The 16,043-nt window shown below is 73.2% G+C and carries 11 protein-coding genes and 1 tRNA gene; 5 read left to right on the plus strand and 7 right to left on the minus strand.

What is annotated here, in order from left to right:
- Positions 1–158: 158 nt before the first annotated feature.
- Positions 159–1,361 (minus strand): MFS transporter, encoded by a 1,203-nt coding sequence (locus ACF1A1_RS35185; protein ID WP_392005593.1) that lies wholly within the window; start codon positions 1,359–1,361, stop codon positions 159–161.
- 803 nt (positions 1,362–2,164) lie between these two features.
- On the opposite strand from ACF1A1_RS35185, the gene ACF1A1_RS35190 reads away from it, so the two are divergent.
- The 3 genes from ACF1A1_RS35190 to ACF1A1_RS35200 are packed head-to-tail and all read left to right on the plus strand — an operon-like array spanning position 2,165 to position 4,786.
- Positions 2,165–3,169, plus strand: coding sequence for a C-terminal binding protein (locus ACF1A1_RS35190; RefSeq protein WP_392005594.1), 1,005 nt, complete (start codon positions 2,165–2,167; stop codon positions 3,167–3,169).
- The gene (locus tag ACF1A1_RS35195; RefSeq protein ID WP_392005596.1) at positions 3,166–4,218 is read left to right on the plus strand and encodes a phosphotransferase family protein; all 1,053 of its coding nucleotides are present in this window, start codon (positions 3,166–3,168) and stop codon (positions 4,216–4,218) included. The genes ACF1A1_RS35190 and ACF1A1_RS35195 overlap by 4 nt, the downstream gene beginning before the upstream one ends.
- A gap of 37 nt (positions 4,219–4,255) precedes the next feature.
- Positions 4,256–4,786 (plus strand): cupin domain-containing protein, encoded by a 531-nt coding sequence (locus ACF1A1_RS35200; protein WP_392005598.1) that lies wholly within the window; start codon positions 4,256–4,258, stop codon positions 4,784–4,786.
- A 303-nt stretch (positions 4,787–5,089) separates the two neighbouring features.
- On the opposite strand, the gene nrfD is transcribed toward ACF1A1_RS35200, so the two are convergent.
- From nrfD to ACF1A1_RS35230, 6 genes are all read right to left on the minus strand, one after another.
- A complete protein-coding gene (gene nrfD / locus ACF1A1_RS35205; RefSeq protein WP_392005600.1) occupies positions 5,090–6,031 on the minus strand; it encodes an NrfD/PsrC family molybdoenzyme membrane anchor subunit in 942 nt (313 codons plus the stop codon).
- Positions 6,032–6,062: 31 nt separating this feature from the next.
- Complete coding sequence (locus ACF1A1_RS35210) at positions 6,063–7,004, minus strand: 4Fe-4S dicluster domain-containing protein (protein ID WP_392005602.1); 942 nt, start codon at positions 7,002–7,004, stop codon at positions 6,063–6,065.
- Positions 7,001–10,288, minus strand: coding sequence for a formate dehydrogenase (gene fdh / locus ACF1A1_RS35215; RefSeq protein WP_392005604.1), 3,288 nt, complete (start codon positions 10,286–10,288; stop codon positions 7,001–7,003). The genes ACF1A1_RS35210 and fdh overlap by 4 nt, the downstream gene beginning before the upstream one ends.
- Positions 10,289–10,367: 79 nt before the next feature.
- Positions 10,368–12,173 carry a SelB C-terminal domain-containing protein gene (locus ACF1A1_RS35220; protein ID WP_392005606.1) on the minus strand — a complete coding sequence of 602 codons (1,806 nt, stop codon included), beginning with the start codon at positions 12,171–12,173 and terminating at the stop codon, positions 10,368–10,370.
- A complete protein-coding gene (gene selA / locus ACF1A1_RS35225) occupies positions 12,164–13,486 on the minus strand; it encodes an L-seryl-tRNA(Sec) selenium transferase (RefSeq protein ID WP_392005608.1) in 1,323 nt (440 codons plus the stop codon). Before selA ends, ACF1A1_RS35220 begins: the two co-directional genes overlap by 10 nt.
- Positions 13,487–13,513: 27 nt before the next feature.
- Positions 13,514–13,608: transfer RNA gene (locus ACF1A1_RS35230), tRNA-Sec, on the minus strand.
- Between the two features lie 63 nt (positions 13,609–13,671).
- Between ACF1A1_RS35230 and selD the strand changes: the two genes are divergently transcribed.
- Positions 13,672–14,700: a selenide, water dikinase SelD gene (selD, locus tag ACF1A1_RS35235; RefSeq protein WP_392005610.1), complete on the plus strand. Its 1,029-nt coding sequence runs from the start codon at positions 13,672–13,674 to the stop codon at positions 14,698–14,700.
- Positions 14,701–15,099: 399 nt separating this feature from the next.
- Positions 15,100–15,624, plus strand: a complete 525-nt coding sequence (locus tag ACF1A1_RS35240) for a roadblock/LC7 domain-containing protein (RefSeq protein ID WP_392005612.1) — start codon at positions 15,100–15,102, stop codon at positions 15,622–15,624.
- Positions 15,625–16,043: the final 419 nt, after the last annotated feature.

Consider the following 16,043-nt stretch of genomic DNA (forward strand, 5'->3'; position numbering starts at 1 on the left):
TGATCCGCCCACTGCCCACCCGGCTTGCCGTTGCCGGGCAGGAGGGGTTCGATCTTCCGCCACTGCGCGTCCGTGAGTTCGTGTCGCCGCACCATACGGGCGTCCTGCCCGGCCAACTACGAGATCCACCCAGCCCAGCAAGAGCCATCAGAAACGACCTAGCGGTCGGCGTTGTTGAACTGCGACGGGCGGACGAAGATCAGAGCGGCGACGCCCAGCAGCGGCAGGAGCGTGACCTGCAGGAGCCCGGCCCGGCTCCAGCCGAAGGAGTCGACCAGGGCGGCGAAGAGCAGGCCCGAGAACGCCGCCGGTCCGTAGTAGCTGGTGACGAAGAGGCCGGAGGCGCGTCCGATCTGTTCGGGGCGGACGGCCCGCTGCATCGCGCTGTTGGTGTTCGGGTAGATGAAGCCCAGCCCGAAGGCGCCCATGAGGAAGGCGAACACGCACTGCAGGCCGAGTCCCGCCTGCGTCTCGTAGATGCTCAAGCTGATCGCCGAGACGGCCAGCAGGCTCAGGATCAGCAGGCTGCGCTGGTTCACGCGGTCGCCGAGCCAGCCCCCGAGGACGGCCGTCATGCCGCCGAAGCCGAGAAGGCTCATGGCCAGTGCGGCCTGCCCGGCGGTGTAGTGCAGCGAGCTGATGAGGTACGTCGGGTAGAGGCCGAGGAACCCGTAGATGGCCACACCGCTGACGACGGAGTGGACCGCCAGTGCCACGGTGTTGCGGTTGTAGGGGGAGGCCGGCATGTACTCGTAGGTCCTGGTGGAGACGACCTTCTCGGTCGAGTGCTCGGTCAGACCGGTTTTCACGAGGAAGAGGGAGGCGGCGGCGATCAGCAGTCCGGCTGTGCCGAACAGGTAGAAGGGCGAGTGCCAGGTGCCGTGCATGCTCATGAGCTGGACGCCGATGAGCGGGGCGATGAACACGCCGATGGAGTAGCCCACGCCGATGACGCCGAAGACCAGGCCCCGCCGGTGGGTGAAGAAGGCGCCCATCGCCGCGAAGATGGCGGCGGACTGCATGCCCTCACCGAAGCCGGAGACGACCCGGTACGCGGTCATGTCGGCGAAACCGGTCGCGAGCGGAGTGGCCATCGTGCCCAGGGAGTAGATCACGATGCTGACCAGCAGCACGGTCTTGCGCCGGAAGCGGTCCAGGAGGTAGCCCGCCGGCAGACCGGCCAGAGCCATGCCGAGGGTGAAGTTCGTCGCCAGCAGCCCGCCCTGCTCCAGGGAGAACCCGTACTCCGCACGGATGTTGGGCAGCAGCGGAGGGAAGACCTGGCGGTCCATCGCGTTGACCATGTAGGAGAGGACCACCAGCAGGAAACCCGCCCCGATCATGCCCTTGGAAAGGGGCACGCGGCTGCTTTCCGGTGTTTCTCCGGCGGGCTCTGCACTGGTGTCGACTTGCGCTGCGTGAGTCATAGCGGCTCCTGAGGAGGAATGGGCCACGGCAGGCCGCGGCGGATGTCTCGCCGGTACGGGGCCGTACGGACGATGACGAGAAGCGGTGAGCTGAACACGGACCTGAACCGACGACGCTGACGCGGTCGCCGATCGGTGGAATGGGGGCGATGGGCCGCCGTGCGGTCGGACGCCGCAGGCGGGAATTCAGTCGTGTATCGCCCGTCGGGGACGTCCGTGGCTATGACGTCGTCGACAGCCGGACCTCGCGCGGATGGATATGGGTCACGCGGTCGGCGCTGGCAGAAACCATGAAGGGAAGTCCCTGGCGCGTCAAGATGCGGACAGCGGATTTCTTCGAGGGTCCTCGATTTCCCCGCGGGGGACAGGGTCCTCGCCTCTCGGTGACCATCGGCGGGGGCGTCGGCGATCGAGTGTGCGCCCGTGCCCTTGACGCGTCGGCGGACCTGAATGCTATCGTTAGCATCACGTGGCTGTGACAGAGTGATGCGACGTGCCCCGGCATCCCGTGACCCGTTCCAGGGACGTACCGCGGCGCCTGAACCGACCACAAGTCGGCGAGCGCCGGCACCCGACCCGAGCCCAGTGACCTTCCCTCCCGCCCAGGGCGGCCGACGGCCTCATCGGACATGCCGCCGACCGCCCTGCCGGACGACGATCGAACCTGCTGACCGGATGCCAAGGGCGGGACGCCCGGCCGCCGGCCGGCGACCGCACGATTCTGCGAGGACGACCCCATGAAACCACCGAGCCGCCCAGGCACCGTGCTGCTCACCGACCACGCCTGGCCCGACGACTCCGTCGAGCGATCCGTCATCGAGGGCGCGGGCCACACCCTCGTGACCGGCCCCGCCGAGCCCGCCTCCGCCGAGGTGATCGAGGAGCTGGTCGCCGAGCACCGGCCCGCCGGGATCCTGACCTGCTGGGCGCCGGTCTCCACCGCCGCGATCGCCACCTCGCCGGATCTGCGGATCGTGGCCCGGCTCGGGGTCGGCCTCGACAACATCGCCGTGGACGCCGCCACCGAGCAGGGCGTCTGGGTCACCAACGTTCCGGACTACTGCGTCGAGGAGGTCTCGGACCACGCCGTCGGCATGGTGCTGGCCTGGACGCGTGGCCTGGCGGTGTTCGACCGCGAGGTCCGTGCGGGCCGCTGGGACCCCGCGAGCGCCCGGCTGCGCCGGTTGTCGACGCTGACCTGCGGCGTCGTCGGTTTCGGCCGGATCGGCCGCGCCACCGCGCGCAAGCTCGGGGCGTTCGGCTGCCGGATCCTGGCCCACGACCCGTACCCGCCGAAGGACGCCGCCGGTGTCGAGCCGGTGGGTCTGGAGGAGCTTCTGCGCCGCAGTGACGTGGTGATCCTCCATGTGCCGCTCACGCCCTCCACGCACCACATCATCGGAGCCGGACAACTGGCGCTGATGAAGCCGGGCGGCCTGCTGGTCAATGTCAGCCGGGGCGGCCTGGTGGACACCGACGCGGTCGTCAAGGCGCTGGACAGCGGGCACCTGGACGCGGCCGCCTTCGACGTGCTGGAGTCCGAACCCCAGGTCCCCACCGAGCTGCTGGAGCAGCCGGGCGCGCTGCTCACTCCCCACGTCGCCTTCTCCTCCGACGCCTCGGTCACGGAACTGCGCCGCCGCGCCGCCGAGGAGGTCGTACGGATCCTGGCGGGCGACGCGCCCGCCCACGCCTGCAACAGCCCACGCGGTCTGACCACCGAGCCGGGAGACCGGCGATGAGCCCGGTCTCCGCGCAGGTGGGTCCGGACCCCGTGCTGGCCGGCTTCCTGCTCGCCCACAAGCTCGCCGCACGGGGCGAAGCCGCACGCTGGACGCCGCTGGCCGGCGGTGTCTCGTCCGACCTGTGGCGGGTGGATCTGCCGGGACGATCCCTGTGCGTCAAGCGGGCCCTGGCCCGGCTGCGGGTCGCGGCCGACTGGGAGGCTCCGGTGTCGCGCAACGCCTACGAATGGGCGTGGATGCGGTTCGCGTCCCGGCACCGCCCCGACAGCGTGCCCGAGCTGCTGGCCCACGATCCCGAAGCCGGCCTCTTCGCGATGGCGTACCTGCCCCCCGAGCGGTACCCGATGTGGAAGGCGCGGTTGCTCGGCGGCGAGGTGGAGGTGGCGACCGCGGCGGCCGTCGGAGAGGTACTCGGCGCCCTGCACGCGGCGAGCGCGGGCGACGCGGCCGTCGCCGCCCGGTTCGCCACCGACGACAACTTCCATGCCCTGCGCATCGAGCCGTATCTCCTGGCGACCGCGGCAGCGCACCCCGCTCTGGGCGACACCCTCCAGGGCCTCGCCGACCGCACGGCCACCACCCGCCTGGCCCTGGTGCACGGCGACGTCAGCCCCAAGAACATCCTCGTCGGCCCGTCAGGGCCCGTGCTGCTCGACGCGGAGTGCGCCTGGTACGGAGACCCGGCCTTCGACCTGGCCTTCTGCGTCAACCATCTGCTCCTGAAGACTCTCGTGGTGCCCGGACGCCGCGCCGAACTGCTGCGGTCCGCCCACGCGCTGGCCGAGGAGTACGTCCGGCACGTCGACTGGGAGCCCCGGACGGCCCTGGAGACGCGGGCCGCATCGCTGCTGCCGGCGCTGCTGCTCGCGCGCGTGGACGGCAAGTCCCCGGTGGAGTACCTCACCGACGACCGGCACCTGCTGTTCGTACGCACCGTGGCATCGGCCCTGCTCCGGGCGCCGGCCGCCACGGTGGCGGACGTCCTGGACGTCTGGGCGACCACTCTCGCGTCCCCGACCGGACCCGGCGGCGGCCGGTCCGACTGACTGACCGATTCGACGGACCCGACGGAGGAGAAGACCCATGCGCAGAGTCGTCACCGGCCATGACGAGAACGGCAGATCGGTCGTCGTCAGCGACGGCCCCGTCCCCCGCAGCCGGGAGTTCACCAGTCTGCCGGGCTGGATTTCCCGTCTGCCGTGGGCCACCGAACCCGGCGAACAGGTCAGCCGGACCGGAGAGGACCCCACACCCGACATCACCAGCCTGCTCCCGGCGCCCGGCGGCACCCGGTTCATCGTCCTGACCTTCCCGCCGGAGACCGCTCTGGCCGACCCGGCGTTCGACCCCGTCGCCTTCGACCGGGAGCAGCGGGCCGACTCGCCCGGCATCGCCGAACTCATCGAGCCGGACGGCATGCACGCCACGCCGACCGTGGACTACGGCATCGTGCTGCACGGCGAGATCGTGCTCGAACTCGACGACGGCCACTGCACCCGGCTCTCGGCGGGAGACATCGTGATCCAGAACGGCACCCGCCACGCCTGGCGCAACCGCAGTGGCCGACCGGTCACGATGGCCTTCGTCCTCGTCGGCGCGGAGTACGACCACTGACGGCGTGGGCACCGCCGACGGTCAGCTCTTCACCGGCAACCCGCCGGCCGACCTGGTGACCCGCCGCCTCACGATGAGCGACCAGGGCTTGCGTGGAACGCACTGCGCAGCCCGGAGGGCGGCGGGTCTGCCTGGCGGGGCGCGTCAAGCCCCTCCGGATCGGCCACACCCGCCGGCGCTTCGAGTCCGCCCTGCTGCCGGGCGACGCCGTGGCCCGTGCCGCTGCTCACCGCGGAGTCGGGGAGCGGGCCGATTTCCCGGGACCCGGTCGCGCCCGCCCCGGACCGGGGACGCCATGAGCCTTCATCCCCCGTTCGTCGCGCCGTCCCCGCCCGGCCCGAGGCGCTGCCGCTGCGGCGTCACCACGTACGCGGGGTCCTGCGCGGACGCCATGCCCGCCGCGAAGATGCCGAACCGGGTGCACAGTCCCGCTGCCAGGTAGCACGCGCCGGCCAGGAGCGGGGCCGCCCGGCGATGCGGGAGGAGTGACAATCCGGCCCCGGCCGCGGTCAGTGCCTTGCTCAGGGTCAGCAGCCGGCCGGGGCGGCCCGTGACGTAGGGCTCACCGACCAGCCCGAGCCGCCGCTCGATGCGGCGCATCGCGGCGAGCTCCATGCCCGTGCCGAGGAGACCCATCCGGGTGGGCGGCCCGTGGTCCGCGCCGGGCGCGCAGAGCAGCGCGGCACCGGCGGCGCTGGTCAGCGCGCTGCCCGCGAAGACGTACGGCAGTTCCGGATACGCCTCGTGCCACGCCGGCACCGCGGTGTCGGAGAGCAGTACCGCGGTGTAGGTGCACATCGCCGGCCCGAGCACGCCGGAGCCGAGTCCGGCGAGCCGGCCCAGTCCCGGCAGCCGTCCGGTGGCCTGCGAAGCGGCGGAGGCGGTGGCCAGCGCGGAGAACGGCGCGAGGATCCAGGAGCCCACCGACAGCGGGGAGGTCGGCTTGAAGACGCGCAGCATGTGCGGGAAACGCTCGGGACGGCCGAGGTCGTGGATCAGGGCGGCGACGCTCCCCGCCGACGCGACGGCGGCGACCCACCGGCCTGCCCCGGCCAGCTCCCGACGCCCCACCAGCTCGGCGACCGCCGCCATGGACGCCGACGCGCCGGCCGTTCCGCCGAGGAACAGGTATCCCGGCACGTCCGGCACCTTCCAGGTGGGACGCTTGATGATCGGCCGGCCGTAGTACGACCGGAACTGTGCCCGCGGAACCACGGGCTGCTCCCGCTCACCGCTCCCCGTCACGGCTTCCTCCTCTGCGCACCGCCCCGTTCCGTCATCGCCGTCGCCCGTGGCCGCTTCCCCGCCCCAGGAAGGACAGCGCGACGCTCACCGCCACACCGGCGGCGGCCGTCGCCGCGTGCCGCCACATCGACGGCAGGTCACGAGTGGTGACCACCGGGTCGGGCGGCAGCCCGTACACCTCGGGCTCGTCCAGCAGAAGGAAGAACGCGCCGTCACCGCCGACGCCGTCCTGCGGATCCCGGCCGTACAGCCGCGCCTCGTCCACGCCGCGCTCGTGCAGCTCGGTGACCCGCCGGTCGGCCCGCTCGCGCAGTTCCTCCAGCGGCCCGAACTGGATGGAGTCGGTCGGGCACGCCTGCGCGCAGGCCGGTTCGCGCCCCGCCCCCAACCGGTCGTAGCACAGCGTGCACTTGAAGGCCCGGCCGTCGCCCGGGCGGATGTCGATCACGCCGTAGGGGCATGCCGGCACGCAGTACCCGCAGCCGTTGCAGATGTCCTCCTGCACCACCACGGTCCCGAACTCGGTACGGAACAACGACCCGGTCGGGCAGACGTCCAGACAGGCGGCGTGGGTGCAGTGCTTGCACACGTCGCTGGACATCAGCCAGCGCACCTGGCCTTCCGCGGCCCCCGCCTCCTGCCCGGGCGGCCCCATGGCCGGCATGCCCAGATCGACCGGCGGCCGGTCCGGTGGCGCCTGCTGCTCGGTCTTCTGTTCGATGAACGCCACGTGCCGCCAGTTGTTGGCGCTCAGCGCGCCCGTGTTGTCGAACGACTGCCCCAGCAGGTCGAGTTCCCCGGTCTCGGCCGGGACGAGGTTCCACTCCTTGCACGCCACCTGGCACGCCTTGCAGCCGATGCAGACGGAGGTGTCCGTGAAGAACCCCATCCGGGGCGGGTGGGTGTCCGGGTAACCCGCGTCCGCGCTGGGGTCGGCCAGCGGGCCGGACAGCCTGTTGTGATCGGAGGTCATCGCCGCCCCTCTCCTGTGCCCCACGGGGTGTCGTCGGGGAGGCCGGCGCGCCGCCGGTACGCCGCCACGTGGGCGGGCAGTGCCGAACCCCGTGGACGCCTGCCCGGCTGGATGTCGCAGGTCGCCGCCTTGGACTCCTGGATGCGCACATTCGGGTCGAGGACCACGGACAGCAGCTCGTTCGCCGCGTCACCCGTGGACAGTCCTTCCGGGCCCCAGTGGTAGGGGAGGCCCACCTGGTGGATCGTGCGGCCCCGGACCCGCAGCGGTCTGATCCGGTCGGTCACCAGCACCCTCGCCTCGACCGCCGTGCGGGCCGTCGTGATGGTCGCCCAGCCCAGATGCTCCAGACCGCGCTCCGCGGCGAGTTCCGGGGAGACCTCGCAGAAGAACTCCGGTTGCAGCTCGGACAGATAGGGCAGGGTCCGGCTCATGCCGCCGGCCGTGTGGTGCTCGGTGAGCCGGTAGGTGGTGAACGTATACGGATACACCTCGCTGCCGGCCGGGTGGTACCGGTTGGCCGGGCGGTCGTGCGCCTGGAGCGCCGGGTTCGTCTGCTGCCCGTAGAGCGGGTTGTCCACCGGCGACTCGTACGGCTCGTAGTGCGCGGGCAGTGGCCCGTCGGCCAGCCCGGCCGGCGCGAACAGCCAGGCGCGGCCGTCGCTCTGCATGATGAACGGGTCGGTGCCGGCCAGGGCGTCCTGCGCCTTCGCGCCCGGCGGCGGCCGGTAGTCGGGCGGCTTGTCCGCCTCGAAGTCCGGGACGTCCTCCCCGGTCCACCGGCCCTGCTCGGCGTCCCACCACACGTACCGCTTGCGCTCGCTCCACGGCCTTCCCTCGGGGTCGGCCGACGCCCGGTTGTAGAGGATGCGGCGGTTGGCCGGCCACGCCCAGCCCCAGTCGGGGGCGACCCGGCTCTGCTCGGCGCGCGGCCGGCGGTTCGCCGCGTGGTTGTGCCCGTCGGCGCGGACCCCGCAGTAGATCCAGACCCCGCAGGCGGTGGAGCCGTCGTCGCGCAGCTGGGTCGACGTCGACAGCGGCTGACCGTCCGGCCCGTACCCGTTGATCTCGGCGAGCACGGCGTCGGCGCTCGGTTCGGCCAGCGGGCCTTCGGTCGGATAGTCCCAGGTGAGGTCGAGCAGCGGGCGGTCGCGCGGGTCGGTGGAAGCGGCGAGCTTCTCCCGGATGATCCGGCCGAGGTGGTAGTAGAACCACAGGTCGCTGCGGGCGTCGCCCGGCGGGGCGACCGCGGCGTGGTGCCACTGCAGCAGCCGCTGGGTGTTGGTGAAGCTGCCGTCCTTCTCCGTGTGCGCCGCGGCCGGCAGGAAGAACACCTCCGTCGGGATCTCCTCGGTGCGCAGCTCACCGGTCTCGATCTCCGGCCCGTCCTTCCAGAAGGTCGCGCTCTCGATCATCCGCAGGTCCCGCACCACCAGCCAGTCCAGGTTCGCCAGGCCCAGCCGCTGCAGTTTGCCGTTGGCCGAGCCGACCGCCGGGTTCTCCCCGACGAGGAAGTAGCCCTTGCACTCCCCGGAGAGCTGGTTCAGCACCGTCCGGTAGGTGCCGTGGTCGCCGGTCAGCCGGGGCAGCCAGTCGAAGCGGTAGTCGTTCTCCTCGGTGGCGGCCTCTCCCCACCAGGCCTTGAGCAGACTCACCACGTACGCGCGCATGTTGCCCCAGAAGCCGGTCGTGCCGGCGTCCGCGGCCACGAACGCCTCCAGGTCCTGGTGCTGGTGGGCGTGCGGCATGGGGATGTAGCCGGGCAGCAGGTCGAACAGCGTGGGGACGTCCGTGGAGCCCTGGATGCTGGCGTGTCCGCGCAGGGCCAGGATGCCGCCGCCCGGCCGCCCCATGTTGCCCAGCAGCGCCTGGAGGATGGACGCGGTGCGGATGTACTGCACCCCGACGGTGTGCTGGGTCCAGCCGACGGAGTAGCACAGCGCCGTGGTGCGCTCGCGCCCCGAGTTGGCGGTGATCGCGTCGGCCACCCGGGCGAACAGCTCGCGGGAGACGCCGCAGACGTCCTCGACCAGCTCCGGCGTGTAGCGGGCGAAGTGCCGCTTGAGCACCTGGTACACGCAGCGGGGATGGCGCAGCGTCGGGTCCATGGCCGGCTTCCCGCCCAGGGCGGCGCCGCCGGCTCCGTACGACTCCGCGCGGGCGGTCTCGCGCAGCTCCCGCCCTCCGTGCTGCCGGGCGACGGCGTCCTTCTCGCCCTCTCCTGCCGAGGCCGGCCACCGGTCCCGGGCGCCGGCCGCGGCCGAGGCCTCGACCCCCTCGTACATCCAGCTGGTCGTCTCGTAGTGGCGGCTCTCCGGGGCGAAGCCGGAGAACAGCCCGTCCAGGTCCTCGGTGTCGGCGAAGTCCTCCCGCAGGATCGCCGGCGCGTTGGTGTAGGCGACGACGTACTCGCGGAAGTCCTTGTCGTTGCTCAGCACATGGTTGATCAGCGCGCCGAGGAAGGCGATGTCCGTCCCGGCCCGCAGCGGCACGTGGACGTCCGCCAGCGCGCTGGTGCGGGTGAAGCGTGGGTCGACGTGGATGATCGTGGCACCCCGTTCCTTCGCCTCCATCACCCACTGGAAGCCGACCGGATGGCACTCGGCCATGTTCGACCCCTGGATGACGATGCAGTCGGACTGGGCCAGGTCCTGCTGGAACGTCGTGGCTCCGCCACGGCCGAACGAGGTCCCCAGACCGGGAACCGTGGCAGAGTGTCAAATCCGCGCCTGGTTCTCGATCTGGATCGCGCCCAGAGCCGTGTAGAGCTTCTTCATCAGGTAGTTCTCTTCGTTGTCCAGCGTGGCTCCGCCGAGCGAGGCGATGCCGAGCGTGCGCCGGACGGGAACGCCGTGCTGCGTGTCCTGCCACGACTCCCGGCGGGTCTTGACGACCCGGTCGGCGATCATGTCCATCGCCCGGTCGAGCGGGATCCGCTCCCACCCCGTGCCGTGCGCGGGCCGGTGCAGGACGGTGCTGATCCGGCCCGGGCCCGTCACCAGTTGCTTGCTGGCCGACCCCTTCGGGCACAGCCGGCCGCGTGAGATCGGGGAGTCCGGGTCGCCCTCGATCTGGGTGACCTTCCCGTCCTCGACGTAGACCTTCTGGCCGCAGCCCACGGCGCAGTACGGGCACACGGACCGCACGACCCGGTCGGCGTGCTCGGTACGGGCGGACAGCCGCTCGGTGCCACGCGAGCGTGCCGCGCTTCCCCTGCCCAGCGCGTCGTCGCCGGTGAGCTGCCGGTACACCGGCCAGCCGTCGATCCACTGCCGCAGGCCCATGGCGCTCTCCCGCCTCGCGCCCTTCCGCCGTCGCAGCCAACGTAACGCCGGGGCTCGCCGGGGGCATGTCGAGCGCCGGTCACGGCGGCGTGGTACGTACCCGACGGGTGTCGTCCGGCAGCCGCTCGGTGGCACCCCGGCGGTCCAGCAGCTCCAGCAGGGGTACCGCGACCCGCCGGGTGGTGCCCAGCGCCTGCCGTGCCTGGCTGAGGGTGAACGGCTGGGGCAGTTCCGCGAGCACCTCGCGGGCCCGCGCATCGCCGCCGGGCAGCAGGAAGACACCGTCGGCCACTTTCAGCAGGCGGCCCGCGCGCACCGCGGCGGCCAGCTCCCGGGTCCCCAGCCGCAGCTCCGCCAGCCTGGCGGCGTCCGGCGCCGCGAACGGGGCGTCGCGCAACGCGGCGGTCAGCACGGCCACCGCCGCCTCGACGGGTTCGGGCAGCACCGCCGGGCGGCCCGGCACGCACACCCGCCCGTCCACCACCGGCAGCGACGCGGCACCGGCAAGCCGTTCCACCACGCCGGTGGTGGGCAGCCGCAGCCGCTGCCGTACCGCCTCCACGGGCACGCCGGACTCCAAGGGGTGATCGTCGCGCCACTGGTCGACCAGGACACGGACGGAGGCCAGCAGGTCGCGCCACACGCTCGCGTGAACCCGCAGACCGTCACCCACCGGCTCGCCCGCCTCGGGCAGCCCCATGGAGCGCAGCTCGTCCGCGGTCGCGAAGCGCCGCCGGAGCAGGATCGCCTCGGCCACCGTCCGCGCCGGCGCATCGGTCAGAGCGGCCAGCTCCGCGGCGCGGGACCGCGCGGCGCCACGTCGGCGCAGCCCGGGCGGCGTCACGTCGAGTACGTCGACGCCGGCGACGATGCGATGCCGGCCCGGGTCGCGCAGCAACGCGCGGTCGCCGACGCGCAGCGGCAGGGGCCGGTCCAGCCGCAGCCGGGCGCTGTCGGCCCCCAGCGGCCGGACGCGGGCGGCAACCGACGCGGATCCCACGTGCAGCACCAGCTCGCGAGGGAGGTCACCGCGCTCACCGGCGCCGGCCGTGGCGCCGCCGTCACCTCTTCGCAGCGCGACGTCGACCTCGGACGTGGTCAGCCACCTGCCCGGTGTGAGCAGCGCGTCGCCGCGGCCGACCGCGTGCTGCTCGACGCCGCGCAGATTGACCGCCACCCGGGCCACCGCACGGACCTCGGGCGACTCCCGGCCCAGGGTCTGCAACCGGCGTACCCGCATCACCGTCCCGGTGGACGCCAGGCGAAGCTCCGCTTCGGCGCGCAGGGTGCCGGCCGTCAGCGTCCCGGTGACCACCGTGCCCGCGCCGACGATGCTGAACGAGCGGTCCACCCACAGCCGGACGTCGGCGTCCGGATCGGCGGGTGGCAGGGCTCCCACCAGCCGCACCAGTGCGGCGCGCAGCCGGTCCAGGCCCTCGCCGGTGCGCCCGCTCACCGTCACCGAGCCGACCGGTCCCAGGCCGGCCGCCGCCATCCGGGCCAGCGCCTGCCGCCGTGCCGGTTCCGGGTCGGCCAGGTCGCAGCGGGTGACGGCGAGCAGCACGTGCCGCACGCCCAGCGCGTCGAGCGCCTCCAGATGCTCGGTCGACTGCGGCATCCACCCTTCGTCGGCGGCCACCACGAACAGCACGGCGGGGACCGGGCCGACGCCGGCGAGCATGTTGGGCACGAACCGCTCGTGGCCCGGGACGTCGACGAACGCCACCTCCGGTCCGCCGGGCAGGGTCGTCCAGGCGAAACCGAGGTCGATGGTCAGCCCGCGCCGGCGCTCCTGCTCCCAGCGGTCCGGCTCCATCCCGGTGAGCAGCCTCACCAGCGTCGACTTGCCGTGATCGACATGACCGGCGGTGGCGATCACCTGCACGGCGGCCCACTCCCGCGGTCGGCGCCCTGCGCGGCGAGTACGGCCTCCAGCACCGACCGCTCCTCCTGCGCCCCGACCGTGCGCAGATCCAGCAGGCAGCGTCCACGCTCCAGCCGGCCGATCACCGGGACCGCACCGGTGCGCAGCAGCGGGCCGTACCGCGCGGGCAGGGCGACGGCCGCGCTGGGCAGGGCCACCCCGGGCGCGCCCCCACCGCCCACGGCCGCCTCCGTGCGCAGCGCCTCCGCCGGTACTCCCTCGGCCCGCAGCCGTTCGGCCAGCCGGGCGGCGCGCTGACGCAGGACGGTCTCGTCGGCGGCCAGCGCGGCGCGTACGGGCGGCTCCGGACCGCGCAGCGTCGCTTCCAGCGCGGCCAGGGTCAGCTTGTCCACCCGCAGGGCCCGCGCCGCGGGATGCCGTCGCAGCCGTTCGACCAGCCCTGACTCGCCGAGCAGCAGCCCGGCCTGCGGACCGCCGAGCAGTTTGTCCGCGCTGGCGGTCACCAGCGCCGCCCCGGCGCGCAGCGCGGTGGCGGCGTCCGGTTCCCGGGGGAGCGACGGGTGCGGGGCGAGCAGCCCGGAACCGATGTCCACCACCAGCGGAGGTCCGAGCGCCGCCAGCTCGGTCACGTCCGCCGCCGCGGTGAAGCCGCCGATGTGGAAATTGGACGCGTGGACCTTCAGCAGGAAGGCGGTGTCGGGGCCGATGGCCTCGGCGTAGTCGCGCGCGTGTGTGCGGTTGGTGGTGCCGACCTCGCGCAGCCGCGCGCCGGTGGAAGCCAGCAGCTCCGGAATGCGGAACCCGTCGCCGATCTCGACCAGCTCGCCCCGGCTGATCACGATCTCCCGTCCGGCGGCCATCGCCAGGGCGCACAGGAGCAGCGCGGCCGCGTTGTTGTTCACCACGTGCACCGCTCCGGCGTCGGGGACGGCCTCGGCCAGCGCGGCGAGCGCCCCGCGTCCGCGGCGGGCCCGGCGGCCTTCCGCGAGGTCGAACTCGACGTCCGTGCACCCGGCCGCGGCCAGCACGGCGTCCCGGGCGGCCTCCGACAGCGGCGCGCGGCCGAGGTTGGTGTGCACCAGCACCCCGGTGGCGTTGATCACCGGCCGCAGGCCGCAGGCCCGCTCGGGCAGGTGACCGACCGCCGCGTCCACCACGTCCTCGGGGGCGATCTCACCGGCCCTCGCCCGGCGTTGGGCCTCGGCGACGGCCGCTTTCACCAGGGGGCGCCCCAGCGTCCGTACGGCGGCGGCGATGCGCGCATCGGCCAGCACGGAGTCGGTGCCGGGGATGAGCCTGCGCGGATCGCTCATGGCACCCCCTCTGCTCGTCGCGGGCCGTGGCGGAGGCGGACGGGAATCGAACCCGCCAACGGCAGCTCCTGCCGTTCAACGGTTTTGAAGACCGGGCCGGTCACCAGGCCGGATACGCCTCCCCGCGCCACGCGGCCATCTTCGCAAAAGCCGCATCTGGTCGCTAATGGAGCGTATGCGGAATCATGGTCGATGTGACCTCACCGACGTCGTCCCGGGAAACCGTCCGCCTCACCCAGTACGCGCACGGCGGCGGATGCGCCTGCAAGATCCCGCCGGGGGAACTGGAGGAAGTGCTGCGGGGCCTGGGGGCCGCCGTGCCGGTCCGCGATCCCCTGGGCGAACTGCTGGTCGGGCTGGACGACGGCGACGACGCCTCCGTGGTCCGGCTGCGGGACGGCACGGCGGTGCTGGCGACCACCGACTTTTTCACACCCGTGGTCGACGACGCCTACGACTGGGGCCGGATCGCCGCGGCGAACGCGCTGTCGGACGTGTACGCCACGGGTGGCCGTCCCCTGCTCGCGGTGAACCTGCTGGCGTGGCCGCGGGGTGTGCTCCCCCTCGAACTGGCCCGCGAGGTGCTGCGCGGCGGCCTGGACACGGCCGCTGCCGCCGGCTGTCACGTCGCCGGCGGCCACAGCGTGGACGACCCCGAGCCCAAGTACGGCATGGCCGTCACCGGCCTGGTCGACCCGGACCGGCTGCTGCGCAGCGACGCGGGCACGCCGGGTGTGCCGCTGTCGCTGACCAAACCGCTCGGCATCGGCGTGCTGAACAGCAGGCACAAGGCCACCGGCGAGGTGTTCCCGCAGGCGGTCGAGACCATGACGCGGCTCAACCGCGAGGCGGCCGAAGCGGCGGTGGCCGCCGGACTCACCTGCGCGACGGACGTCACCGGGTTCGGGCTGCTCGGACACGCCTACAAACTCGCGCGGGCCAGCGGGGTCACGGCGCTGATCGACGCCGCCGCCGTGCCCTACCTCGACGGTGCCCGGCAGGCGCTGCGCGAGGGATACGTCAGCGGGGGCACCCGGCGCAATCTGGAGTGGGTCCGCCCGCACAGCGACCTGTCGGCGGTGAGCGAGGGCGAGGCACTGCTCCTGGCCGACGCGCAGACCTCCGGCGGGCTGCTGGTGGCCGGCGAAATCCCCGGCGCGCCCGTCGTGGGCGAGCTGCTGCCGCGCGGCGACCACGTCCTGGTGATTCGCTGAGCGGCCGTCGAACCGGCGGGGTGGCCCGAACGGGCGGGTCCGTCGGGCGGCCTGGACGACGCCCTCGGCGTCGCAGGTCTCCCGGGCCGACATGCCGCCCTTGGCGACCCGGGCCGAGCCGCGCGTGTGCCGGGGGCCGTCAGCAGCCCCGTCGGCCGCAGGGCAGACGCCAGACGCTGCCGGCGAAGGCCGGCGCGTGGGTCAGGAGCAGCGTTGTGGCGACAAGCGACCCCGGGATGTTCCAGGGGAAAATGCCAAAAGCCGTCCCGTCGCCCCAGCACCTTCCGTAATCTCGGGATCACGCTCTCGGTGCGGCCGCGTGGCTGTGCGGGCGGGGGCGGTTCGGCATGCGCCGCAGCACTTCCTTCCCCAGCCTCGTGTGGCGAAAGGAGACCGGTCATGGCCGTGGAGGCCGAGGTCCTGAACGAACTGCACCGGCTGCGTGCGCGCATGCCCCGGCTGTCGGGGGCGCTGGCGGCGAGCGTCGACGGTCTCGTCCTCGCCCAGGACATGCCCGACGTCCAGCCGGAAGGACTCGCGGCCCTCACCGCGGCCGCCCTCGGCGTCGGCTACCGGATGGTGGACCTCACGGCCCGCGGCGAGTTCTGCGAACTGCTGGTCCGCGGGGCGGGCGGCTACGTCGCCACGTACGCGGCCGGCCCCTCCGCCGTCCTCACCCTGCTCGCCGACGAGCGGGTCAACGTCGGCCGACTGCACCTGGAGGGCCGGCGCAGCGGCGCCCACATAGCCGAACTGATGGCGGCACGGCAGGCGTCACGCGAGGACCCGGCCTCCCGGTTCCCCAACGGTGGCCCGTTCCCGCCTCCGCCTCCGCTCCCACCCCCGGACCGGGCGCTGGGCGCCCTGCCCGTCCGCATACCACGCCAGTTCCGACCCCAGCGCGGTCCCGAGTACGGCGCCTGAGCCAAAGCCGACGCGACGAACCGGCCGGCCGGGGGAGGAGCCGCCACCTGCACGGGCCCGCCTGGGGCTTGGGCGGCCACGGAGCGCGTCCCCGACCGCCGACACCGACCCGGCCGCCGATGTTCCCGCGCCAGGATCCCGGCCGTCAGGGCGGCAGGCCCGCTGGAATCACCCGCAGCTCGGCCTGCCGGTCGTTCTACGGTTCCCGCACGCCACCCCGGGCTCAGCCGAACGCCGGTCTCCTGTTCCCCGCACCAACGCCGACCCGTCAGGGACCGACGCCGGTCTTCTGTTCTCGGGTCGCCCGCCCGCTCGGCCTGACGCCGCTCTGCCGTTCCCGTGCGCCAACCCGGGGTTCAACCGGACGCCGGCCTCGGTTCGCTTGTGCCGACCCGGCCGGGGCCGAGGCCGGTTGCCTG

Source organism: Streptomyces sp. NPDC014995 (assembly GCF_043080745.1).
GTDB lineage: Bacteria > Actinomycetota > Actinomycetes > Streptomycetales > Streptomycetaceae > Streptomyces.

What these genes read in the sequence shown, in the direction of transcription:
- ACF1A1_RS35190 (WP_392005594.1), top strand. Translation starts at nt 2,165, where the DNA reads ATGAAACCACCGAGCCGCCCAGGCACCGTGCTGCTCACCGACCACGCC.
- ACF1A1_RS35195 (WP_392005596.1), top strand. Translation starts at nt 3,166, where the DNA reads ATGAGCCCGGTCTCCGCGCAGGTGGGTCCGGACCCCGTGCTGGCCGGC.
- ACF1A1_RS35200 (WP_392005598.1), top strand. Translation starts at nt 4,256, where the DNA reads ATGCGCAGAGTCGTCACCGGCCATGACGAGAACGGCAGATCGGTCGTC.
- ACF1A1_RS35210 (WP_392005602.1), bottom strand. Translation starts at nt 7,004, where the DNA reads ATGACCTCCGATCACAACAGGCTGTCCGGCCCGCTGGCCGACCCCAGC.
- selA (WP_392005608.1), bottom strand. Translation starts at nt 13,486, where the DNA reads ATGAGCGATCCGCGCAGGCTCATCCCCGGCACCGACTCCGTGCTGGCC.
- selD (WP_392005610.1), top strand. Translation starts at nt 13,672, where the DNA reads ATGGTCGATGTGACCTCACCGACGTCGTCCCGGGAAACCGTCCGCCTC.
- ACF1A1_RS35240 (WP_392005612.1), top strand. Translation starts at nt 15,100, where the DNA reads ATGGCCGTGGAGGCCGAGGTCCTGAACGAACTGCACCGGCTGCGTGCG.